At 42.4% G+C, this 19,835-nt stretch carries 18 protein-coding genes; 12 read left to right on the forward strand and 6 right to left on the reverse strand.

Annotated elements, in window-relative coordinates; translation table 11 throughout:
* The first annotated feature begins 135 nt into the window (after positions 1 to 135).
* From PZB74_RS14675 to PZB74_RS14705, 7 genes are all read left to right on the forward strand, one after another.
* Positions 136 to 525 carry a DUF302 domain-containing protein gene (locus tag PZB74_RS14675; protein ID WP_302237300.1) on the forward strand — a complete coding sequence of 130 codons (390 nt, stop codon included), beginning with the start codon at positions 136 to 138 and terminating at the stop codon, positions 523 to 525.
* Between the two features lie 172 nt (positions 526 to 697).
* Positions 698 to 1,036 (forward strand): hypothetical protein, encoded by a 339-nt coding sequence (locus PZB74_RS14680; protein WP_302237303.1) that lies wholly within the window; start codon positions 698 to 700, stop codon positions 1,034 to 1,036.
* Between the two features lie 178 nt (positions 1,037 to 1,214).
* Positions 1,215 to 2,588: a TolC family protein gene (locus PZB74_RS14685; RefSeq protein ID WP_302237306.1), complete on the forward strand. Its 1,374-nt coding sequence runs from the start codon at positions 1,215 to 1,217 to the stop codon at positions 2,586 to 2,588.
* 15 nt (positions 2,589 to 2,603) lie between these two features.
* A complete protein-coding gene (locus PZB74_RS14690) occupies positions 2,604 to 5,759 on the forward strand; it encodes an efflux RND transporter permease subunit (protein WP_302237307.1) in 3,156 nt (1,051 codons plus the stop codon).
* Positions 5,760 to 5,780: 21 nt separating this feature from the next.
* Entirely contained in the window at positions 5,781 to 6,887 is a 1,107-nt protein-coding gene (locus tag PZB74_RS14695; protein WP_302237309.1) for an efflux RND transporter periplasmic adaptor subunit, read from the forward strand.
* An 11-nt stretch (positions 6,888 to 6,898) separates the two neighbouring features.
* On the forward strand, positions 6,899 to 7,444 hold the full coding sequence (locus tag PZB74_RS14700) for a TlpA family protein disulfide reductase (RefSeq protein WP_302237311.1): 546 nt from the start codon (positions 6,899 to 6,901) through the stop codon (positions 7,442 to 7,444).
* 59 nt (positions 7,445 to 7,503) lie between these two features.
* Positions 7,504 to 7,899 (forward strand): DsrE family protein, encoded by a 396-nt coding sequence (locus PZB74_RS14705; RefSeq protein ID WP_302237312.1) that lies wholly within the window; start codon positions 7,504 to 7,506, stop codon positions 7,897 to 7,899.
* Positions 7,900 to 7,955: 56 nt separating this feature from the next.
* Here the strand turns inward: PZB74_RS14705 and PZB74_RS14710 are convergent, their stop codons facing one another.
* Positions 7,956 to 9,242, reverse strand: coding sequence for a sterol desaturase family protein (locus PZB74_RS14710; RefSeq protein WP_302237314.1), 1,287 nt, complete (start codon positions 9,240 to 9,242; stop codon positions 7,956 to 7,958).
* A 158-nt stretch (positions 9,243 to 9,400) separates the two neighbouring features.
* Between PZB74_RS14710 and PZB74_RS14715 the strand changes: the two genes are divergently transcribed.
* Positions 9,401 to 9,862, forward strand: coding sequence for a DUF1648 domain-containing protein (locus PZB74_RS14715; RefSeq protein WP_302237316.1), 462 nt, complete (start codon positions 9,401 to 9,403; stop codon positions 9,860 to 9,862).
* A 3-nt stretch (positions 9,863 to 9,865) separates the two neighbouring features.
* Here the strand turns inward: PZB74_RS14715 and PZB74_RS14720 are convergent, their stop codons facing one another.
* Positions 9,866 to 11,695 (reverse strand): TonB-dependent receptor plug domain-containing protein, encoded by a 1,830-nt coding sequence (locus PZB74_RS14720; RefSeq protein WP_302237318.1) that lies wholly within the window; start codon positions 11,693 to 11,695, stop codon positions 9,866 to 9,868.
* Between the two features lie 283 nt (positions 11,696 to 11,978).
* On the opposite strand from PZB74_RS14720, the gene PZB74_RS14725 reads away from it, so the two are divergent.
* Entirely contained in the window at positions 11,979 to 13,112 is a 1,134-nt protein-coding gene (locus PZB74_RS14725; protein ID WP_302237320.1) for a glycerate kinase family protein, read from the forward strand.
* Between the two features lie 48 nt (positions 13,113 to 13,160).
* Here PZB74_RS14725 and PZB74_RS14730 read toward each other — a convergent pair whose 3' ends face one another.
* Both PZB74_RS14730 and PZB74_RS14735 read right to left on the reverse strand, forming a co-directional pair.
* On the reverse strand, positions 13,161 to 14,102 hold the full coding sequence (locus PZB74_RS14730) for a universal stress protein (RefSeq protein WP_302237322.1): 942 nt from the start codon (positions 14,100 to 14,102) through the stop codon (positions 13,161 to 13,163).
* Positions 14,103 to 14,289: 187 nt separating this feature from the next.
* Positions 14,290 to 15,366, reverse strand: a complete 1,077-nt coding sequence (locus PZB74_RS14735; RefSeq protein WP_302237324.1) for an aminotransferase class V-fold PLP-dependent enzyme — start codon at positions 15,364 to 15,366, stop codon at positions 14,290 to 14,292.
* Between the two features lie 178 nt (positions 15,367 to 15,544).
* Here PZB74_RS14735 and PZB74_RS14740 point away from each other — a divergent pair, with 178 nt between their 5' ends.
* Genes PZB74_RS14740 through PZB74_RS14750 form a run of 3 tightly spaced genes read left to right on the forward strand, consistent with a single transcriptional unit; the run spans position 15,545 to position 17,214 of the window.
* Positions 15,545 to 15,856 carry an ArsR/SmtB family transcription factor gene (locus PZB74_RS14740; RefSeq protein ID WP_302237327.1) on the forward strand — a complete coding sequence of 104 codons (312 nt, stop codon included), beginning with the start codon at positions 15,545 to 15,547 and terminating at the stop codon, positions 15,854 to 15,856.
* A gap of 56 nt (positions 15,857 to 15,912) precedes the next feature.
* Positions 15,913 to 16,377: a DUF937 domain-containing protein gene (locus tag PZB74_RS14745; RefSeq protein WP_302237330.1), complete on the forward strand. Its 465-nt coding sequence runs from the start codon at positions 15,913 to 15,915 to the stop codon at positions 16,375 to 16,377.
* Between the two features lie 48 nt (positions 16,378 to 16,425).
* Positions 16,426 to 17,214 (forward strand): YwqG family protein, encoded by a 789-nt coding sequence (locus tag PZB74_RS14750; protein WP_302237332.1) that lies wholly within the window; start codon positions 16,426 to 16,428, stop codon positions 17,212 to 17,214.
* On the opposite strand, the gene PZB74_RS14755 is transcribed toward PZB74_RS14750, so the two are convergent.
* Together PZB74_RS14755 and PZB74_RS14760 are read right to left on the reverse strand one after the other, a co-directional pair.
* Entirely contained in the window at positions 17,211 to 19,028 is a 1,818-nt protein-coding gene (locus PZB74_RS14755; protein WP_302237334.1) for a S9 family peptidase, read from the reverse strand. The genes PZB74_RS14750 and PZB74_RS14755 overlap by 4 nt on opposite strands.
* A gap of 9 nt (positions 19,029 to 19,037) precedes the next feature.
* A complete protein-coding gene (locus PZB74_RS14760) occupies positions 19,038 to 19,790 on the reverse strand; it encodes an arylesterase (RefSeq protein ID WP_302237336.1) in 753 nt (250 codons plus the stop codon).
* Between the last annotated feature and the right edge of the window lie 45 nt (positions 19,791 to 19,835).

A 19,835-nucleotide genomic window follows, 5' to 3' on the forward strand; every position in this document is an offset into this window, starting at 1 on the left:
GTCAGGGAAGAAGATGTAACCTTTTAGGGGTAGTTTTTTTAGGGAAGAGTCAATGTCCAAATGAATAAAAGGAAGAACGGTATTGGCAAACAATCAAAAAACAGACAGGTTGTATAATTCTAAACTATACGAACTATGAAATACTATTTTAGTAAAAACCTCAAAGATCTTTCTTTTGAACAAGCCTTGGAGAAAGTAACCGATGTGCTAAAAGCAAAAGGTTTTGGAATACTGACAGAAATTGATGTGCAGGCTACCATGAAAAAGAAGCTTGACAAGGAGATGAAACCTTACAAAATATTAGGAGCATGTAATCCTTCTTTTGCTTATCAGGCATTGCAGGCCGAAAATAAGATCGGAACAATGCTGCCCTGTAATGTGATTGTTCAGGAACTGGAAGACGGTAGCATAGAAGTAGCAGCTGTAGATCCTAAAGCTTCTATGCAGGCTGTAGATAATGCTGAACTTGCCAATATTGCGGGTGAAGTACAGCAGCAATTACAATCTGCTATTGCTGAAATTTAGTGTTTATGATGATAATATTATGCCCTCGTTTCGTTATTCTCTATAAGTAATGAAACAAATCATCAGCTTTCACGTGTTAGAGGGGAAGTTGCTAAAAGACATAAAATTAAGAGTGCGTAATATTATCCTTGTCATATTGTCATGCTTACTGCTTTTCTCATCCTCCTGTGTGATGAAGAAAACAGTAATGCATTACTTTGACCTGGACAAACCTGCACCTGCTAAAGCCCTACCAGTGTCAGCACATAATAACTCTGATGTCTCCATCACCGAGTTGTGCAGTATTGATGAAAAAACTGGGAGTTTGCTGGACGATGTTGAGCTGAGCTCCGCGCTAGAGCAGTTACAACTCAATACACCGATTTTCTTTTTATTAGCATCTATTGTTTTTTCGTGGCTAGCTTTTTATGCACAGCTGTCAGTAGCTCCCAGCTACATGCGGCGAATTAAAAGCATTACTCCACCCATCCCTCTATTTATCAGGCACAAACGCCTGGTACTTTACGCCTGATCTCTCTTTAAGCGTAGTTTCTATTCGTTTTCTGCCTTCACAATGTAAGTGTAGAATGCACTTGTAATGCCTACACAGTGTATAAGCTGAATAGTGCTATTCATTCCCCCTTTTTCACCGCGAAGTGGTGAACCTATATCCACCTTTCTTTTTCAAATTACATAAGCATCAATTATACATGGTATATAAAAATATGCTGGTGTGGTGTGTAGTCTGTCTTGTAGGGCGGGCTCCGCTACAAGCCCAAGACTCTCTTTCACTTATGCAGTTATGGGAAAAATCATTTGAGAATTATCCAGGCTTGAAGGCCGACAAAGCAGTACTGCAGCAAGCAACTATTGATCAGCGACTTACCCAAAATCAATATTTGCCACAGTTACAGTTTCAGGCACAAAGCACAGTAGGAAGCTATCAGGGTACTTCTGCTGCTTTTTTTCCGTTGCCTGGCTTTTTTAATGTAAACGGGAACGCTAGTAGTATTACTCAGAGTGCTACCAATCTGGTAAGCTCAGCTATACTCAACTGGGAGTTTTTCCGTTTCGGACGTCATAAAAAATCTGTGGAAGCAATTCAGGCGCAAGTAGAGCAGGCCAGTGCAAGTCTGGATGCTGAGCAGCTACACATTCAAAGCAAACTTACTCAAACTTATATCAATTTACTCTACCATCAGCAAATGTCAAAATGGGCGGCTAATAACAGTCAAAGAATAGAAAACCTACTGGAAGTTACCCGTAGTCTAGCGCAATCAGGCCTATCAGCAGGAGCAGATTCTTTACTGATTAAAAGTTCACACCTACAAGCAAAGGCTGAGCAGGAAAACTGGGATGGGAAGAGCAAGGCTACCAAAATTATTTTATCTAAGTGGGTAGGCTCACCTGAAGAAAGCTTTTCGGTAAAACAAAATAACTTTTTTGCTTCTCTATCTGCATTGCCAGTAGAGAGAGAATTAAACTTAGAAAGTCACCCTCTCCTCCAAATGAAACATGCGCAGAAAAACTACGCTGAAAAGCAATATGAAATCGCAAGAAGGAGAATTTTTCCTTCTGTTTCATTACTTGCCGGAGTGCAACTCAAGGGGAATGCGCTGGTTAACGAAGAAGTTAATAATGAATCATGGACTGATGCCTATCGGTCACCTACACATAATTATCTGGTAGGTCTGGGCCTAAGCTGGAACCTGAATCACCTTTACGACCAGAAGCTATTTAATAGCCGGTATCTGGAACAGATCAGTATTCAGGAGGCAGCGTGGGAAGAAGAAAAATTGATGCTTGGTACCCAATACTATTCTTCTCTACAGCAAATCAAAAGACAGAGGGAAAGGATAGAGGATGTGGACCAGGCATATCAAAATGCGTTGCAAGCCTATGAGCTTTTTGAGGTACGCTATAGCAGTGGACTTATAAGTTTGACGGAGCTACTACAGATACAACAAATTCTCCAGCAGGCTGACAAAAGCAGGGTTCAGGCACACTATGAATACTGGATAACGGTGATTGCGTTTGCCGAAGCACAGGCAGACTTCTCTAATCTGGCTGACATTTTCCAATAAACCATATCAAATTTTATGAATATTATCCGATTGGCACTTAGAAATCCAATTGCTGTAATGGTAACAGTAATTGCGATTGCCTATTTCTCTGTTATTACTATCAGAAATATCAAAGTAGACATTTTTCCTAATATAGAATCACCCGCCATTTACATAGCTATGCCATATGGTGGACTCTCACCAGCCTATATGGATGGGTTTATGGCTAATCAATTTCAGAAAGTGCTCATTTTTGTAAGTGGGGTAAAAGATCTAGAGTTTAAAAGTGTGCAGGGGCTAAGCCTGATGAAGCTGACCTTTTATCCGGAAACAGATATGGCTCAGGCAGCGGCTGAAGTTGCTACACAAGTGTCAAGGGCTATGGCTTTTTTGCCGCCGGGAGCGGTATCCCCTCAGGTAGTACGTTTTGATGCTAGTGCTCAACCTGTAGGGCAATTGGTCTTTGAAAGCCCGCAGCATTCTATCGGAGAGTTGCAGAACATGGTGATCAGCCGTATCCGGCCCATGTTTGTAAATATCCCCGGCATTACTGCACCAGCTCCATTTGGGGGAAATGCCCGCACCATGGTAGTAAATGTAGATCCGAAACTGATGCATGCTCATGGGCTTACGGCAGAAGAAGTTATGACTTCTATTGCCCAGAACAATATGCCTTCTCCGGCAGGAAATGTGATTATAGGTGAGCAAAATTTGATGAGCCCTGTTAATACTTTGGCTCTTGATGCTGAAGAGTTTCTAAATATTCCGGTTCGTAAAGGCAATGGTCCAACTGTTTTTATCAAAGATATTGCCTCTGTTACTGATGGTGCAGACAAAACGACTGCCTATGCTCTGGTTAATGGTAAGCGGACAGTATACCTGCCGATTATCAAAAAAGCAGATGCTTCTACGCTGGCAGCGGTAAATAATCTTAAAGAAGCGCTGCCCTTACTGGAAGAGACTCTGCCGGAAGAGGTGAAGGTAAGCTATGTGTTTGACCAGTCGGGCTATATAGAAACTGCCCTCAACAACTTGGTACATGAAGGCGTGCTTGGCGCAATGTTGACCGGACTGATGGTACTTTTTTTCTTAGGTGACAAAAGGGGCGCCTTGATTGTAGTACTTACCATTCCGATTGCCATCCTCTCAGCAGTCATTTTACTATATCTATTTGGACAGACTATCAACATAATGACGCTAAGTGGTCTGGCCCTGTCCATCGGAATTCTGGTAGATGAAGCAACCGTTACTATAGAAAATATTCACCAGCATTTTGAGCAGCACAAACCCAAAGCCAAGGCCATACTGGATGCTCTGCTGGAAATCTCTCTGCCCAAACTTCTGATTCTGCTCTGTATTCTGGCGGTGCTGACACCCTCTCTAATGATGAGTGGCATTCCCAAAGATATGTTTCTGCCACTGTCAATGGCTGTAGGCTTTGCCATGATTGTTTCTTTTCTGGCTTCACAAACGTTTATCCCGGTGCTAGCCAACTGGATCATGAAAAATAAGCACGTGCAGAGAGATGGAAAACCAATTCATACACGCTTTGGTAGATTCAGGATTCGTTACACGTTACTCATCAGAAGGTGGCAGAGACATGCTCCTAAAGTGGTGGGTGCATACACTTTGATTGTGATCGGACTGATTTCCTGGGGGCTTCTTACCATAGGTACAGATATACTCCCTGCCAGTGATACCAAAGACTTACAGATGCGGATACAGGCCCCCCAGGGAGTTAGCCTGGCCAAATCTGAAGCTTATTTGCTGGAGGTAGAAAAACTAATACGGGAAGAAGTGGGTGAAGACCATATTCGTATTACTTCTGCATTTGTGGGTATGCATTCCCCCAACACTCCTATCAACCCCATCTTCCTTTTTACCAGCGGTTCTCATGAATCTGTTTTGCAGGTATCTGTGAATGGGGAAACTTATGAGGGAAGCATGAATGAACTGAAAGAAAGGATAAGAGCTAAGGTTGAAATACAGTTCCCGGAAATACAACTCTCTTTTGAACCCATAGAGCTAGTAGAAAAAATCATGAGCCAGGGAGCAACCACTCCTATCTCAGTAAAAATACTGGGCAAAAATCTGGAAGAGGCGAAAGCTTACGCAACAAAAGTTAAGACAGAGCTTGATGCCATAGACTTCTTGCGTGATGTGCATATTGCCGAACCTGTCAACTACCCCAGTATTTCTATTGATGTAGACCGGGAGAGGGTGGCCCAGTTTGGCTTGAGTGTCCGTGAGGTAAGTACTGCTTTAACTACTGCAACTTCTTCTACGCGCTATGTGAATAAAAACATGTGGGTAGACCCTAAATCCGGCCTGGTATTTCAGGTGCAGGTACAACTACCCGAGGCCGAGCTACAGTCCATCAACGACCTTCGTGCCTTGCCCCTCAAAGCTGGCAGTTTGCATCCGGTACTGGAGGATGTAGCCACTATACAGTATTCAGAAGAAGCAGGGCAGGTGAACCGACAGGGGCCCAATCGTTATGTGACGCTGGTTGCCAATACCCATGAGGTAGATCTGGGAACTGCTTCCCAAGCGGTTCAACAGGCCCTGAAAGATGCCGGAGAGCCTCCCCGTGGATTGATGGTGAAAGCAGTGGGAGCGGTAGAAATTCTGGGAGAAACGCTGAGCAGCTTGCAGGCAGGCTTAATGGTAGCTGTAGTGGTCATCTTCCTGATGCTTACCGCCTATTATCAATCCTTTGCCGTTTCTGCATTGATCCTTTCGGTAGTTCCTGCGGTCATTGGTGGCAGCCTGTCAGTGCTTTTGCTGAGCGGCAGCACGCTTAATCTGCAGTCTTACATGGGTATCATCATGTCAGTGGGGGTTTCAGTAGCCAATGCAGTGCTTATTATCAATCAGGCAGAGGAATATAGGTTAGGACGAAGAATGACTGCCTTGCATGCTGCTCGTCTGGCTGTCTCCTCTCGCTTACGTCCCATACTGATGACAGCTTCTGCCATGATTGCCGGTATGATTCCTATGGCTATTGGTATGGGAGATGGAGGTGGACAGGTAGCGCCACTCGGGCAAGCCGTGATTGGAGGACTGATTTTTTCTTCCCTAACAGCATTGCTGGTATTGCCCCACCTTTATGCCCTGGTGAGAAAAAATGCCTCATACCAAAGCAAATCCTTAGATCCTGATGATGTTCATCATCAATTCTTACATGCTTAATAAATCAATCAATTATAGAATATGAAAAGGTATCTTTTAACAATACTTCCCATTATTGCTTTCGTTGCTGGATGTACTTCTCAGAGAGCCGAAGAGAAACCAAAGAATAAAGCAGAAGTAAGCAAAGTTCAAACAGTACAGACAGTGGCTGTTAAAAAACAGCAGCCTGAATATACATTGAGTTTGCCAGGAGAATTACATCCTTACGAAGAAGTAGCTCTGTACGCAAAGCTTAGAGGCTTTGTAAAAAAAATCTATGTAGAGCGTGGCGCTGAGGTCAAAAAAGGACAGTTACTGGCAGTGCTGGATGCCCCCGAAATTACCCAGCAGTACATAGCTGCAACGGCAAAACAGCGAGAGGTAAGTGAACAGATCAACTACAGTTTGCAAGCCTATAAACGATTGCAAAATGCCGCGCTAAAACAGGGGACGGTAGCTGAGATAGAACTGGAAGAAGCTAAAGCCAGACTGATGCGGGACAGCGCTTCCTACCTGGCACTTAAGGCAGAAATGGAAGCTGCCCAGCAGTTGAAAGAGTATGCTTATATCACTGCGCCTTTTGATGGAGTAATTACTGATAAGAAAGTGTCGCCAGGGGCTTTGGTAGGAGAAAACAGTAAACCTCTCTTCGCTTTATCTCAGCATGACAAATTGCGCCTTACTGTAGCCATACCGGAAAAACACGCTCGTGCCTTAAGCGACAGCAGCCAGATAACCTTCACAGTAAGTGGACAGCCAGGTGAAAAATTCAGTGCCTCTATGTCGCGCAGTAGTAGTGTCATCCATTCTGAGCTTCGCGCTCTGATGGTGGAGTTTGATATTGATAACCAGAACCATCAGCTAAGCGGAGGGGAGTACGCTCAGGTACAGCTTAATTTGCGCCGACCACAAGCTAGTCTTCAGGTACCTGTAAGTAGCATCGTTCAGTCTCAAAATAAAGTGTTTGTTGCTATGGTTGATGAACAGACCATACTGCATGTTCCTGTAGAAAGAGGCATAACTCAACACTCCTTTGTAGAAGTGTTTGGCAAGCTTGAGGCGGGAGATGAGATAGTCTTAAAGGCCAGTGAAGAATTGAAAAATGGCATGAGAGTAAAAACAGATCAAGTAGAAATCAACAACGAATGAATTCAATAAGCATGAATACTAAAAAAATATTTACAATCGCAATACTAGCTATCAGCATTATAGGTATGGTTTACCTGTTAGTATTTGACAAACCCGCTGATAAAGTAGAAGCTCGTACTGAGGTGGTTGAAGCAAAACATAGAGAGCAGCAAAATAAATCTGAATTAATTAACGCTGAAGGTGAACGGCTTAACTTTGCTGATTTTAAAGGTAAAGTGGTATTTATCAACAACTGGGCAAGTTGGTGTCCACCTTGTATCGCCGAGATGCCAACCATAGAAAAGTTAAAGAATGAATTTAGTGAAAAGGATTTAGCTTTTGTGATGGTGTCCTTTGACCAAGATCCTAAGAAAGGTTTAAACTGGATGCGGAAAAAAGAATTTGACCTGCCTGTTTACTTTCCTGGGCAAAACTATCCGCAACAATACTTAACAGATGTCATTCCTGCCTCCTTTATTCTGGACAAAGAAGGGAAGCTATTGCATACCCAGATGGGAATGGCAGACTACAGCAACCCAGACTTTATCAGGCAAATGAAAGCGTGGATCAATCAGTAATCTCCAAGCGGTATACAAAATAAAATATCAATATAACTCACATATTTTATGTCTACTTTATGAAAACACCCACTCAGCATAATGAAACGAATAAATTTGTAGATGTTAATAAGCATAAGGTGGTGATGCAGGTGACCCAGTCCGATGCACTCAATCAGCTTTCTGTAATTAGCCAGCTTAAAAATATCAAAGCAGCCTTGCCCAATGCGGAAATTAAAGTGGTAGTACACAGTCAGGGGCTGGAGATGTTAGTTGAAAGTAGGTCAAAGGTGAGGCAGCACATAGAAGAGCTTAGTCGTCAGCAACTTAGTTTTATTGTTTGTGAAAATACCATGAGCAGACAAAAAGTAAGTCAGGAGGATCTAATAAAAGGTGTTGCTACAGTGCCTTCGGGGCTGGTAGAGATTATTCTGAAGCAGAAAGAAGGCTGGTCTTATATCAAAGGAGGAGTTTAAAAAAATAAAGCAGGAGGTTAAATTCTGATTGCCTCCTGCTTGGTTACAATAAACGTTTATTCAGAGTATATTTCTTCCACAGCTTGTGTTGTAATGCTTTTTGGAATCTTGGTGTCTAGCATTGTTGGTACTGTTTGCTTATATATTGAATAATACAACCAAACTATTGATAGCAGGGCGGACAATGCTCCCATCACTAAAATACTGCTTGCCCAACTGGCATGCTGTCCGAAATAATAAATGGCAGTAGTGCAAATCAGGATGCGGAAAGCTTCTAATGGAAAGATTTTTCTGGGCACTTCAAACAGGCTGCCCAGACAGATTAGGCTTAGCAATATCAGAGCTGCTGAGGCAATCTTTTCCGACATGCTGAGCTGCCCTTCGTTAAACAGGAAAAGTGCAGTACCTAGCATAGCTACTACGAACTGAACCAGAATATAGGCGTGTAGAAGTGCGGTGGATTTCTTATTATATTTTTGGTAGCTCCTGATGTCAATCTCAGGGGGTGCCTGATAGCCTCCCATGCTTTCAGGAAGCCAGCCCGGTTTGTAGAACAGAAGTTTGAGCTTGTCCTCCAGAGAAGGCATCTTTTGCAGTTGTTGCCCCATAGCAATGTAGGGCTTGAGGTTAGCCCATAAAGGATTCCAGGTATTAACAGCCTGGGTGACTCCGTAAGTAGGCTTTTCTTCTTCTACCTGAAAAGTACCGAAAAGCCTATCCCAGACAATGAACACTCCTGCATGGTTTCGGTCAATATATTTTGGGTTACGTCCGTGGTGTACCCTATGATGAGAGGGGGTGTTCAAAACCCACTCCAACCACCCTAATTTACCAATGGTTTCGGTATGTATCCAGAACTGATACAGCGTAACGAATGCAGAGACTGAAACGAACGTAAGTGTATCAAAGCCTAATATCGCTAATGGTAAGTAGAACATTGAAGTCCAGATGACCTGAAAGGAGCCCTGCCTCAGTGCCACCGACAAATTATAATCTTCACTCTGATGATGCACTACATGACCTCCCCAAAAAAGGTTGACCTCATGGCTCATGCGATGTGCCCAGTAATAGCAGAAATCTACCAGAACAAATAGTATAGCAATTGTATACCAGTTCACTGGTATTTGTATGATCGCCAAATACTCGTAGACCAACTGATAAGCAGCAACCACTAATACTTTGAAAAAAAGCCCGCTAAGCTGCTGGGTAACCCCACACCCAATATTGGTAAGTGCATCATTGAGTCGGTAGAGCTGTTTTTTCTGGATAAACTGAACGATAAGCTCAATACCTATCAGAAGAAAATAAATAGGAATGGACAGGACAATTGGGTTAATATCCATAGTGCTGAGGGTTAAGCTAGTAATCGGAGAGGTGCCGGATAAGAAAGCTCCTAAAATTTATCATTTTGGGCATCTCCACTGTATAAAGTAGCATTTTTCCGGAAAAAGACCATAAGTTTGCAGCCACTTTATTAGTCGTAATTTACTAACTATATCTCATGCTTAAATTTTTCAGATTACTGTGGGTTATTTCTGCTCTTGTATATTTTGCTACTCTTATGCTGGGCTATGCCTACCTGCCCGAAAGTGTAGCCATACATGCAGATCTTGAGGGAGAAGCAGATCAGTTTATAGAAAAAGAGACTTTCTTTTATTTTGGAGTGGGCTTTTTTATTGTGGTCAACTTTCTTGGTTCTATACTGCTAAGTGTGTTGAGCAGCATACCGGAAACTTCTGGTTTTTACTTAAGAAGTGAATACTTTAAGGAAAGCATTACATCCTGGCTTAGCTCTTTTGTTTCCATCGTCAACATCTTTTTGGTGTGTGCGGCAACTTATATTGCTTTGTTCAATAATCAGGGAGACTACCAGATCAGCCAGTTTAGCTGGCTAATCTATGTAGCTCCTGTTTTACTTGTTGGAGATTTTATATGGCTGGTAGCCATCATCCTGAAGCGCTAAAGCTTATTTCTTTAGGCTCAGTTTAACAGTGACTCCTGCTCTAAACCAACGGCCAGGCATAGGCACGTATCCAGCTTCACTGTACTCAGTATCGGTGAAGTTGGTTGCTTCTGCAAATACGTGATAATAATCAGTTTTGTAGAATATGCGGCTATCTAGCAAGCTATAATCCGGCAGGCTAGCCCTGTCCAGGTAGCGCAGGCGGAGCGAATGGTTCAGCTTGCCTACAATCTTATGCGTAATACCAAAAATAAGCTGATGGTTCAGGTTATCAAGAGCATAACGTGAGAGCACACCCTCCCTTTCTTTTAGCTCAGCATCCAGATAAGTATAGTTAAGGGATAGCTGTTTGATCCAGGCACTTTTGCTGCTGCTAAAATCGTAATTCAAGCCGGCTTCCACACCTTGCACATTCACATTAGTAAAGTTTAAAGGCTCCCATGGATCATCTTCAGCGTATTTAATCCAGTCAATTAGGTTAGACGCATCTCTTTTGAAGTAGCTTAGTTGTCCCCAGAAATTTCTTCTGAAATACTTAATACCACCCTCATAACTCACAGCATCTTCAGGCTCTAACTGATCATTTCCAATATTATTTGGTCCTACATAATAGAGGTCGGTGTAGGTAGGTACACGGAAAGACCGTCCGATGTTGGCAAATGCTTTCCACTCATCAGTAATATCAAAGCTGGCATCAAGTCCAGGGAAGAGATTCACCCCATAGTCTGAGTACCAGTTGAGGTATATGCCAGGAGTGATATCCAGGCGGTCAAACAGATAAAAACGATGCTCCGCAAACAGGCCTAGCAGACTGCGATCATGCGCTCCCAGGTTTGTACTGTTAATATTTTCATAACGGTATTCTACACCTATACCACTCAGGCCTAAATCACTTTTATAAGTTGCATGCACTTCCGCTCCGCCTACATGGGTAGTATGTAAGTTGTTAAACACTGCCGGATTACTTCTGATGTATATGTAGTCATCATGATTTCTTCTCCAGTAAAGGCGTGGCTGTAGGGTCCACCTCTCTTTTTTTAGCTCGTAGTCAGCACTGAAAAAAGTTGTATTTACCTCTTCATACTCTTCGGAGTCTGGTACATAAAAACCGGCTGCGCCAAAGGCTCTCTGAGTATAGCCTCCCAGAAAATTAATTTTACCCTCTTTCAGCTGTAGATAAGATTGGTAAAAAGCATTAGTTATTTCATAGTCAGAGTTGGTACGGTAGCCTTCTGACTGGTCACGGGATACGGCTATGTACTGGCCATATGTTTTGCCGGGAAGCGCTACAGATATATTTCCTCCAAAGGTTTCAAAGTCTCCGCCATAGCCGCTAAAAATAGCCATAGGTTCTGATGGTACCCTGGTAACGATATTTATAGCTCCTGCAAATGCATTTTGACCATAAATACGAGCTCCCGGTCCTTTCAGTACTTCTATCCTTTCAATATTGTCAATATCCAGCGGTAGGTTCATTAAGTGATGTCCGGTTTGTGGGTCGCTCATTTTTATACCATTAATAAGAATAAGCGTCTGCTCAAAAGTACCCCCTCTGATACTTACATCGGACTGTACCCCAGCGGGGCCTCGCTGGCGCATGTCTACACCGGGTATATAACTAAGAGCCTCGTTCAGACTTTGTACCGGAATCTGCTGAAGTTGCTCTCGGCTCACTACATAAATGCTTCGGGCAGACTCAGAGAAGGGGGTCTGCATACGGTTTTCGGTGATGGTTAGGTTATTCAGCTCTATCACAGTGCTGTCTTCCTGGGCATAGCCTGCACGGACCATTACCATACACAAAAATAAAACTGAAAGTAAAATCTTTCTCATGTGTTGTTGAATCTTGTTACAAGAAATGTATCGGAAGATACTTTGCTCCATGGTATGCTCAATTAGGTCTCCCTGATGAGCAAAGTTTTCAAAAAGGTTAATGAGGCTGCAATACTACAAAAGAAGTCTTCATACTCCAATAGTTGTAGTTGACTTGTGTTATAAGTCTCTGTAATACAATAAACTATGTGTGGTTGTTGTCTCAGAGGAAAATCTACAGTTTAAAATTTTATAGCCGGTGCTGATAATTTTATATCTTAAAGCTCCACTAAATCTTTTTGTCTTGAACATACTAATTGCCCCCAATGCTTTTAAAAACAGTCTGGATGCTGTAAAGTCTGCCGAAGCTATTCGTGCGGGTCTTCATCATAGCTTACTCCAGGCAGATTGTATATTGCAACCTATAGCCGATGGTGGTGATGGTATGCTTAGCGTTATGTTGAGCCAGGAAAAAGGTGAGATAAAAAAAGCAATAGTCAATGATGCGCTAGGCAGGAAAGTGGAAGCGCAGTTTGCATTGATTAAGCAGGGCAAGACCGCGGTTATTGAGATGGCTGAAGCTTCTGGCATAAGATTATTGAAAGATGAAGAGCTTAATCCAATGCATGCTTCTTCATACGGTACGGGCGAACTTATAAAGGCCGCATTAGATGCTGGCGCGCAGGAGATAGTCATTGGGCTCGGGGGTAGTGCTACTGTAGATTTAGGTTTAGGAATGGCGCAGTCGCTAGGTGTTACACTCTTAGATGCTTCCTCGCTACCTATTGCGGCCGGAGGAGAGGGAGTAAAAAACTTACATACTGTGGATGCCTCCACTATGGATAAAAGGTTGCATGAGGTACAAATTATTGTGACTTGCGATGTAACTAACACCCTTCTGGAAGCACCTTCAGTATTTGGGCCACAAAAAGGAGCGACGCAGGAGATGATACAAGAGCTGGAAATACACTTTAAAAGAGTAGGAGAGCTGGTAAAAAGTAAGTTGGGAAAAGATATAATTTCTCCAGCCCGTACAGGGGCTGCCGGTGGATTAGGCGCTGCATTGTTAGGTTTTTTTGATGCTAAACTGGTAGATGGCACAGACTACTTACTTTCTCGTACAGGTTTCAATGAAGCACTGGAAAAAGCTGAGTTAATAATAACTGCAGAAGGAGCACTGGATATCCAGACCCAGGCAGGCAAGGGACCTTACTATGTAGCTACTCAGGCTAAAAAATTAAATAAGCCGGTAATTATGCTTGCGGGTAGTCTGCCGAAAAACTATCAGGCAAAAGACTATGCCGTTTACGATGTAGTGCTACCTATAGGGCCTCGCCCGCAACCTCTGGAAGAAGCACTGGCCCATACCGCAGAAAACCTTGAGAGAACAGCTTTTCAGATAGGAAATATGCTTGCTCTAAAAACAAAAAATGAGTAGCCACCTGGACTACTCATTTCTTTCTTAAGCTGACTGATTACTTATATCTTAAATTCTTTGTAACATTTCCATCAGGCCGGCATTTTTGTGTTTAGGCCTTACAATAAGCAAAGGAATGTTAGCATCCATGCTTATTAACTTCTCGGTATTGGTACCAATAGGGAAGAAAGCTGTAGAAGCAGCCTTTCCTTTACCACCAATAACAATACAGTTCGCGTTCATCTCTACGGCTTTATCGTAGATTACACTTACCGGGCTTTCTTGCTTACTTAAAGTAAATAGGGGTGTAATTTTTACATTCCTGGTATCTACTTTACTAATAAATTTCTTATAATTCTTTTCAGCATTCTTACGCATTACATCACCACACTCTTCAAAAGACTTACCAGTGTAATGGTAGCCTACTGGCACCTGGTATACGTGATGGCAAATAATCTCAACATCTCTTCCTTCATTTTTACCGTGGCTAGCTACAGAGATAGCTTCCTCTAAAGCTACCAGTGCATCTTTAGAGAAGTCAGTAGCTACCAACATACGGTTCATGCTTGAGTACTCTTTCTCTGGTACTATAAGCAGGGAACAGGTAGCACGACGTGCCAGACGCTGAGTTACGACGCTGCTGCCTTTTAGCTTTTCTTTTCTTCCTACTACTATGGCATCAATATTATGCTTTTCTGCCAGTTTGAGTATATGTTTAGAAGGCAGGAGACCCTGCTCTACTGTTATTTTAACCTTTATATTCTGATTGGTCATGTCAAATCGCTCAATGACCTTCTTTTCCATTTGCTTCTTGCGGTCTTTAATGGCATCTTCCATCAGGTTAGGAAACTCCTTACGCAAAGCGTTAGGAAGCTGTGCGTTTTTAATCACATTCACAAAGTGAACAGACTCTGCGGAAGTAGATTGAGCCAGAAATGAAGCAAATTCAATTAACGTATCGTCCATTGACGATGCATCAAGCGCTACCAGAATTTTCTTTAATGGATACATATTGCTATTAGAATAAGGTTCTATTTGGTCTGATATGAAAACATATCAATAGCATAACAGACGTAAAATAAACCATGTTTCAATTAATCCTATTTTCTAATTGCAGCCATAAATTAGTTGTGTAATAAATGGCTGTTTAAGCATTTAATTTAGCTTTCTATACTACAATTTTCAGACCGATACGCATTTACAGCGCATTAATTTTATCAACCAGCAGCTCAAACTGCTCTTTTGAGTGTGTAGGAAAATTAGCAATTCTTATATGTTTCGTTTTATATGAACCGTAGCCACTTCCCACGATCAGCTTCTGTTTTTTAAGCTGATCTATCACTTCTCCTGAGTCTAGCTTAGTCTCTGCCACTATGACAGTCTTGGAACGATAAGCTTTATTTTCCACAAAAGGTTTCATTTGCTGATGTTCTTCCAGGCAGTGGTAGGCTAGTGCAGCTTTGTACTCTGTCTCCTGACGGATTCTATCCATGCCTTTTTCCAGCATATCTCCACAAACTTTTGCCAAAAGGTAAATATTAAGCACGTTAGGCGTTTCCGGTGTTTGGTTCTTAATGCCCTTCTCCAGCAAAGAGGGAAGCGTATGGTAAGAGCCTATACTTAGACCTCTGGCTTGTAGCTGATTGGCTTTTTCTATACTTCGGGGACTTACAACCCAAACCCCAAGACCGGCAGGCAGTCCGAATGCTTTTTGCACTGAGAAAAATACACTATCAACCTGAGAGTACTCTATTTTGCTATGAGGAAGGATAGAAACTGCATCCACCGCGATAAGCTGCTCAGGGTGAGCCTGATGAATAGCGTAGATATCTTCCAGTGGTTGAGATGCTCCAGTGCTCGTTTCATTCAGGGTAAAAGCAATTAACTCATTGTCTTCCGCAATTTGCTTTGCGTCGGGAGTGATGCAGCTTCCTTCTGCTGCCTCTTCGGCTACAGCCTCGCGGCCTAGCTCCAGAGCGGTGGCATGAAAACGCTTAGAAAAAGCACCGTTCACATAATGGTGACTTTTGTGCTCCACATTGTTCTGAATAATACGTTCCCAGATTTCTGTGGCTGAGCCGGTAAAAAATATATGGTACTCCTGCGGAACATCAAGCACTTTTCTGAGGTTTTCTACTGCCTCCTGATAAATGCCCTGAAATGTTTTGCTACGATGAGAGATAGAGGGGATCTGGGCACGTAATGCATCTTTGATATGCCCTTCTACGGTAAAGTAAAGTTCGGCAGGTCCCGGCGTAAAATATATGTTTTTCATGACAGATGGTTTTGCCCTTTAGGGTCAAATATGGCTTGTTTTACGGCGGCAAAGGTAGCTAAATAATTACTGCTGTCTAGCGCTTAGCCTAGTTTTTGTAAAAGATCTTATAAGGAACAAATTGTTATTTTTGACGTTTAAAGTTTAAACAATTGATCATATTTTCATACAGTTTAGCATGGAAGCAGGCATACAACAAAGAAGCATAGAGAAGTTAGAAAAAGTAGCGTTTATTCTCAAAACACTTTCCCACCCACTTCGCCTTAGTGTGGTAGACCTGCTTTCTCAGCACGATAAGCTTTCGGTAAATGAAATTTGCCAGATGTTGGACTCAGAGCAATCGCTCACTTCTCATCACCTCTCCAATATGAAACTCAAAGGTATATTGAGCAGCATCCGTGAGGGTAAAAATATTTACTACAGTCTTAAAATGAAGGAGGTAGTAAAAGTACTTGCCTGTATGGATAATTGTGATGCGATAACTATTTGATAAATCTACGAGTTCCTTATATTGTTGTATAAAACTAAACCATAAAAGGAAACACTATGATTGATCAAATTATAAACTCACTCAAGGGCGAACTTAGTAAAAAGTTTACCGGAGAATTTGGAATGGAGCAGGATAAGGTAGATGATGCTGTGGTTATTGCCAAAGATGATATTTTTGAAACCGTAAAAGATGAATTTGGCAGAGGTAACCTGTCGGGGCTTATGGGCCTTTTTCAGAATAAGGAGCAGATAGCTACCAACCCTATTGTTACCAATATTATACGCAAATATGCAGGCGATCTCGGTTCTAAACTGGGCATAGACCCCCAAATGTCTACCACTATCGCCAATTATGCAATTCCCTTTATCTTAAGTAAATTTGTGAACACTGCCCAGGAAAAAGGTGTAGATCAGGCTAGCCTTATGTCTATGCTTAGTGGTGGCGGAAAAGGAGATGGAAAAGACCTGGGAGATATGCTGAAAGGGCAGTTAGGTGATTCTCTGGGAGGATTTTTTAAATAATTTATACATTTGCCATATTAACACTATTGAATAGTCGCGATTGACTCTATGATGCCTTCTAAGTTACAAGTTCCGAATCAGTTGGAACCTTATCGTAAGCAAATTGAATCATCTGTAAGACCTTTTATTCGCATTTTTGCCAAGCCGGAAGATGATCTTGATTTGACACAGAGTAAGTTTGGTGGTTTTCCTTACCTACCCCAGGGCTATGAATACCCTGTGGGAGTTAATGGGCAGCCACTTTTTTTGCTTGCTCAGATTAATTTTTCTGAAGTCCCCGAACTGTCAGGCTTTCCTAAAGAAGGAATACTGCAATTTTATGTAGGAGACGATAATATGTATGGTCTGGATATGGATGACCCATTTGATCAGGCTAACTACAAAATCGTATATTTTAAAGACGTAGATGAAGCTAATGCTCAGGAAGACTTTGATATGCCTGACTACGACAATGTACCGGTTTTAGAAAGTCATGCCTTACGTTTTGAAGTACAATATGCTCCGGTATCACCAACCGATCAGGCTTTTGACCAGATTTTTGGCACCCCCGCTTCAGACTTTTTTGACCGTTTTGGCGACGATAAAGTAGAGCTAAGAAGAGCCTATGCTCGCCTTGCGCAGGGAAGTGGGCATAAACTGGGAGGCTATGCACACTTTACGCAGGAAGATCCACGCCTTGTACAGGAGTTTGAAGAAGCCATGCTGCTGTTGCAGATAGATTCTGACCACAACAGTATCCTCTGGGGTGATGAAGGTATTGGTAACTTCTTCATACACCCCGAAGATCTGCAGGATTTGGAGTTCTCTGAAGTACTTTACAATTGGGATAGTCCTTAAGCCAGGTGCTTAGCCAGAAACTTTTCCATTTCTTCGTAGAACTCAAAACGGTTTTCTTCGTTGTGAAAACCGTGTCCTTCGTTTTCTTTTACCAGGTAGTCTACATCTATGCCTCTCTCTTTGAGGGCTCGTACTATCTGGTCTGATTCTGCTTTGTTAACACGAGGATCTTTAGCGCCCTGAGCAATAAGCAGGGGCGCTTTTATTTTATGCGCCTGCAAAGCAGGTGAGGTCTGCTCAAACTGTTCTTTCATCTCCTCGGGGTGCCCCACCATTTCATACATCATTTCCAGCATGGGCTTCCAGTAGGGTGGTATAGTCTGCATAAAGGTAAACAGGTTAGATACGCCCACATAGTCTACCCCGCAGGCATACAACTCTGGAGTAAAGCTTAGGCCTGCCAGAGTAGCATAGCCTCCATAACTACCACCGTATATCGCAACTTTTTTAGCATCGGCTATGCCTTCATCTATCAGGTGCTGCACACCATCACTAATATCATCCTGCATTTTAAGTCCCCACTGCTTAAAGGATGCTTCCCAAAAGGCTTTCCCATAACCAGTTGACCCCCGGTAGTTCATTTGCAATACAGCATAGCCACGATTGGCGAGAAACTGTACTTCAGGATTAAAGCCCCAGGTGTCTCTTACCCAGGGACCCCCATGAGGGTTCACCACCAGTGGCAGGTTCTCGGCTTTTTTTCCCAGGGGTAAGGTAAGATAAGCATGTATGGTAAGCCCATCACGAGAAGAGTAAGTAATAGGCTTCATCTCTGCCATTTCCTCTTTTTTTAGCCAGGGGCTTACCTCTACCAGTTTCTCAAGAGTTTGTGCCGATTGGTCATAAAAGTAATATGCCCCCAGACTACGGTCGCTATGCGTACGTACGATAAACTTATCTTCATCTTTATTATGACTGGTAATAGATACTTCATCCTCGCCAAGCTGGCTTTTTAACCATTGGTATCTTATTTCGGCCTCCTGATCAAGAAAAGTTCGCTGCGTTTTCCAGGTGGTATAAGCAATGCCGCTAAGTACTTTTCTTTTTTTAGAATAGCTAAGGCTGCTTACATCTACGTCAGGGTGCTCATATATCTTTTCTATTTCTTTACCCGTTTCGGTATCCAGCACTACAATGGCGGACTTGTCTCTACCCAGGTTCGAAGAAGCGTAGAGGTTTTTATTGTCAAAGGTAAAGAAGAGAGGAGAAGCACTTTCTTTAAAATTGGTTGTAAGTAAAGGCTTAAAGTCTTCATCCTCATTTTTTCGGTGTAGTAGCGTAGTATTAACTCCATCTGAAGTCATAGCTACTCTTAGAGCTCCTTCATGGTCTGTGAGCCATCCTACAATATTGCCGGGGTTTTCGGCTATCATGTGCAATTCAGCAGTAGAAAGGTTGAGACGGTAAGCATCAAATACTTCAGGGTTTCTTTTGTTTAAGCCGACGATTACTTCATCAGGAAAATCTTCCAGATCATCAATAAGCTGAGTACGCACATTGTCAAACTGAGTAAGCGCACGTTCGTTTTCTCCATTTTTATCAATGGCGGTTAGGTAGTAGTTTTCATCGCCTCCATTGTCTCTCAGGTAAACAATACGCTCATCATCAGCCCAAAAATAGCCTGCAATGTCCCTCTCTGTTACATTAGTAATTCTGTTCACTTTCTGGCTGCCAATCTGCTGAACATGTATGTTCATACGGTCCTTATAAGGAGCCAGAAACGAGATGTACTGTCCATTAGGTGAAAGGTCAAAGCCTGATTTTTCGGGGTTTTTAAAAAATTCTCTAACGGGTATCTGTCTTATATCTGTCATTACTTTAGTTTAAGAGTTAGTATTCTGTTCAATAGCCTGCAGTAACAAAGGCCACACATTATTAGCTACGATACGCTGCCCTTCGGCAGTAGGGTGTATGCCATCACTTTGATTAAGCTCTTTTTCTCCGGCCACATTTTCCAGTAAAAAGGGGATAAGCTTTACATTTTCCTGCTCAGCTATGCTGGGATACAACTTTTGAAAACGGGCAGCGTATTCAGGCCCCATATTTGGGGGAACCATCATACCTGCCAGAATAATTTGGATATCAGAATTCACTTCCCTGACTTTATTAATCATGGCACGAAGATTTTTATCTGTTTCTTCAGTGGGTATACCTCTGAGGCCGTCATTAGCTCCCAGTTCAAGTACAAAAATATCTACTTTCTGCCTTTCCAGTACCCACTCCAGGCGAGAGTTGCCACTGGCAGTAGTTTCTCCGCTAAGTCCGGCATTTACAACCTGATAATCATATCCCAGAGAATCCAGTTTTTTTTGTATAAGCGCAGGGTAAGCTTCTTCCGGTTCCAGTCCGTAACCTGCTGTCAGGCTATTACCAAAAAACAGTATGACTTTATTATCCCCATCATTTGTCTTATCTTCATCGTTCTCTTCATTTTTTTGAGAAGAAGTGGTAGCCTGCTCCTGCGTTTCGGCAGACTTCTGAGAGCAGGAAAACAGCGTAAGCGAAATGGCCGTACTGATTAGAAGGGCCTGGAAAAAGTTGTAGTTACAATAATTCTGCAAATGCTTTGTCTTCATAAATAGGGGAGTTAGTATCAGCCCGTTAAAAATTTATCTCATAAC

It is taken from the genome of Porifericola rhodea (genome assembly GCF_030506305.1).
Lineage (GTDB): Bacteria > Bacteroidota > Bacteroidia > Cytophagales > Cyclobacteriaceae > Catalinimonas > Catalinimonas rhodea.

What these genes read in the sequence shown, in the direction of transcription:
- PZB74_RS14730 (WP_302237322.1), bottom strand. Translation starts at nt 14,102, where the DNA reads ATGTATCCATTAAAGAAAATTCTGGTAGCGCTTGATGCATCGTCAATG.
- PZB74_RS14720 (WP_302237318.1), bottom strand. Translation starts at nt 11,695, where the DNA reads ATGAGAAAGATTTTACTTTCAGTTTTATTTTTGTGTATGGTAATGGTC.
- PZB74_RS14715 (WP_302237316.1), top strand. Translation starts at nt 9,401, where the DNA reads ATGCTTAAATTTTTCAGATTACTGTGGGTTATTTCTGCTCTTGTATAT.
- PZB74_RS14750 (WP_302237332.1), top strand. Translation starts at nt 16,426, where the DNA reads ATGATGCCTTCTAAGTTACAAGTTCCGAATCAGTTGGAACCTTATCGT.
- PZB74_RS14680 (WP_302237303.1), top strand. Translation starts at nt 698, where the DNA reads ATGAAGAAAACAGTAATGCATTACTTTGACCTGGACAAACCTGCACCT.
- PZB74_RS14705 (WP_302237312.1), top strand. Translation starts at nt 7,504, where the DNA reads ATGAAAACACCCACTCAGCATAATGAAACGAATAAATTTGTAGATGTT.
- PZB74_RS14685 (WP_302237306.1), top strand. Translation starts at nt 1,215, where the DNA reads ATGGTATATAAAAATATGCTGGTGTGGTGTGTAGTCTGTCTTGTAGGG.
- PZB74_RS14690 (WP_302237307.1), top strand. Translation starts at nt 2,604, where the DNA reads ATGAATATTATCCGATTGGCACTTAGAAATCCAATTGCTGTAATGGTA.
- PZB74_RS14695 (WP_302237309.1), top strand. Translation starts at nt 5,781, where the DNA reads ATGAAAAGGTATCTTTTAACAATACTTCCCATTATTGCTTTCGTTGCT.
- PZB74_RS14735 (WP_302237324.1), bottom strand. Translation starts at nt 15,366, where the DNA reads ATGAAAAACATATATTTTACGCCGGGACCTGCCGAACTTTACTTTACC.
- PZB74_RS14760 (WP_302237336.1), bottom strand. Translation starts at nt 19,790, where the DNA reads ATGAAGACAAAGCATTTGCAGAATTATTGTAACTACAACTTTTTCCAG.
- PZB74_RS14710 (WP_302237314.1), bottom strand. Translation starts at nt 9,242, where the DNA reads ATGGATATTAACCCAATTGTCCTGTCCATTCCTATTTATTTTCTTCTG.
- PZB74_RS14745 (WP_302237330.1), top strand. Translation starts at nt 15,913, where the DNA reads ATGATTGATCAAATTATAAACTCACTCAAGGGCGAACTTAGTAAAAAG.
- PZB74_RS14675 (WP_302237300.1), top strand. Translation starts at nt 136, where the DNA reads ATGAAATACTATTTTAGTAAAAACCTCAAAGATCTTTCTTTTGAACAA.
- PZB74_RS14740 (WP_302237327.1), top strand. Translation starts at nt 15,545, where the DNA reads ATGGAAGCAGGCATACAACAAAGAAGCATAGAGAAGTTAGAAAAAGTA.
- PZB74_RS14755 (WP_302237334.1), bottom strand. Translation starts at nt 19,028, where the DNA reads ATGACAGATATAAGACAGATACCCGTTAGAGAATTTTTTAAAAACCCC.
- PZB74_RS14700 (WP_302237311.1), top strand. Translation starts at nt 6,899, where the DNA reads ATGAATACTAAAAAAATATTTACAATCGCAATACTAGCTATCAGCATT.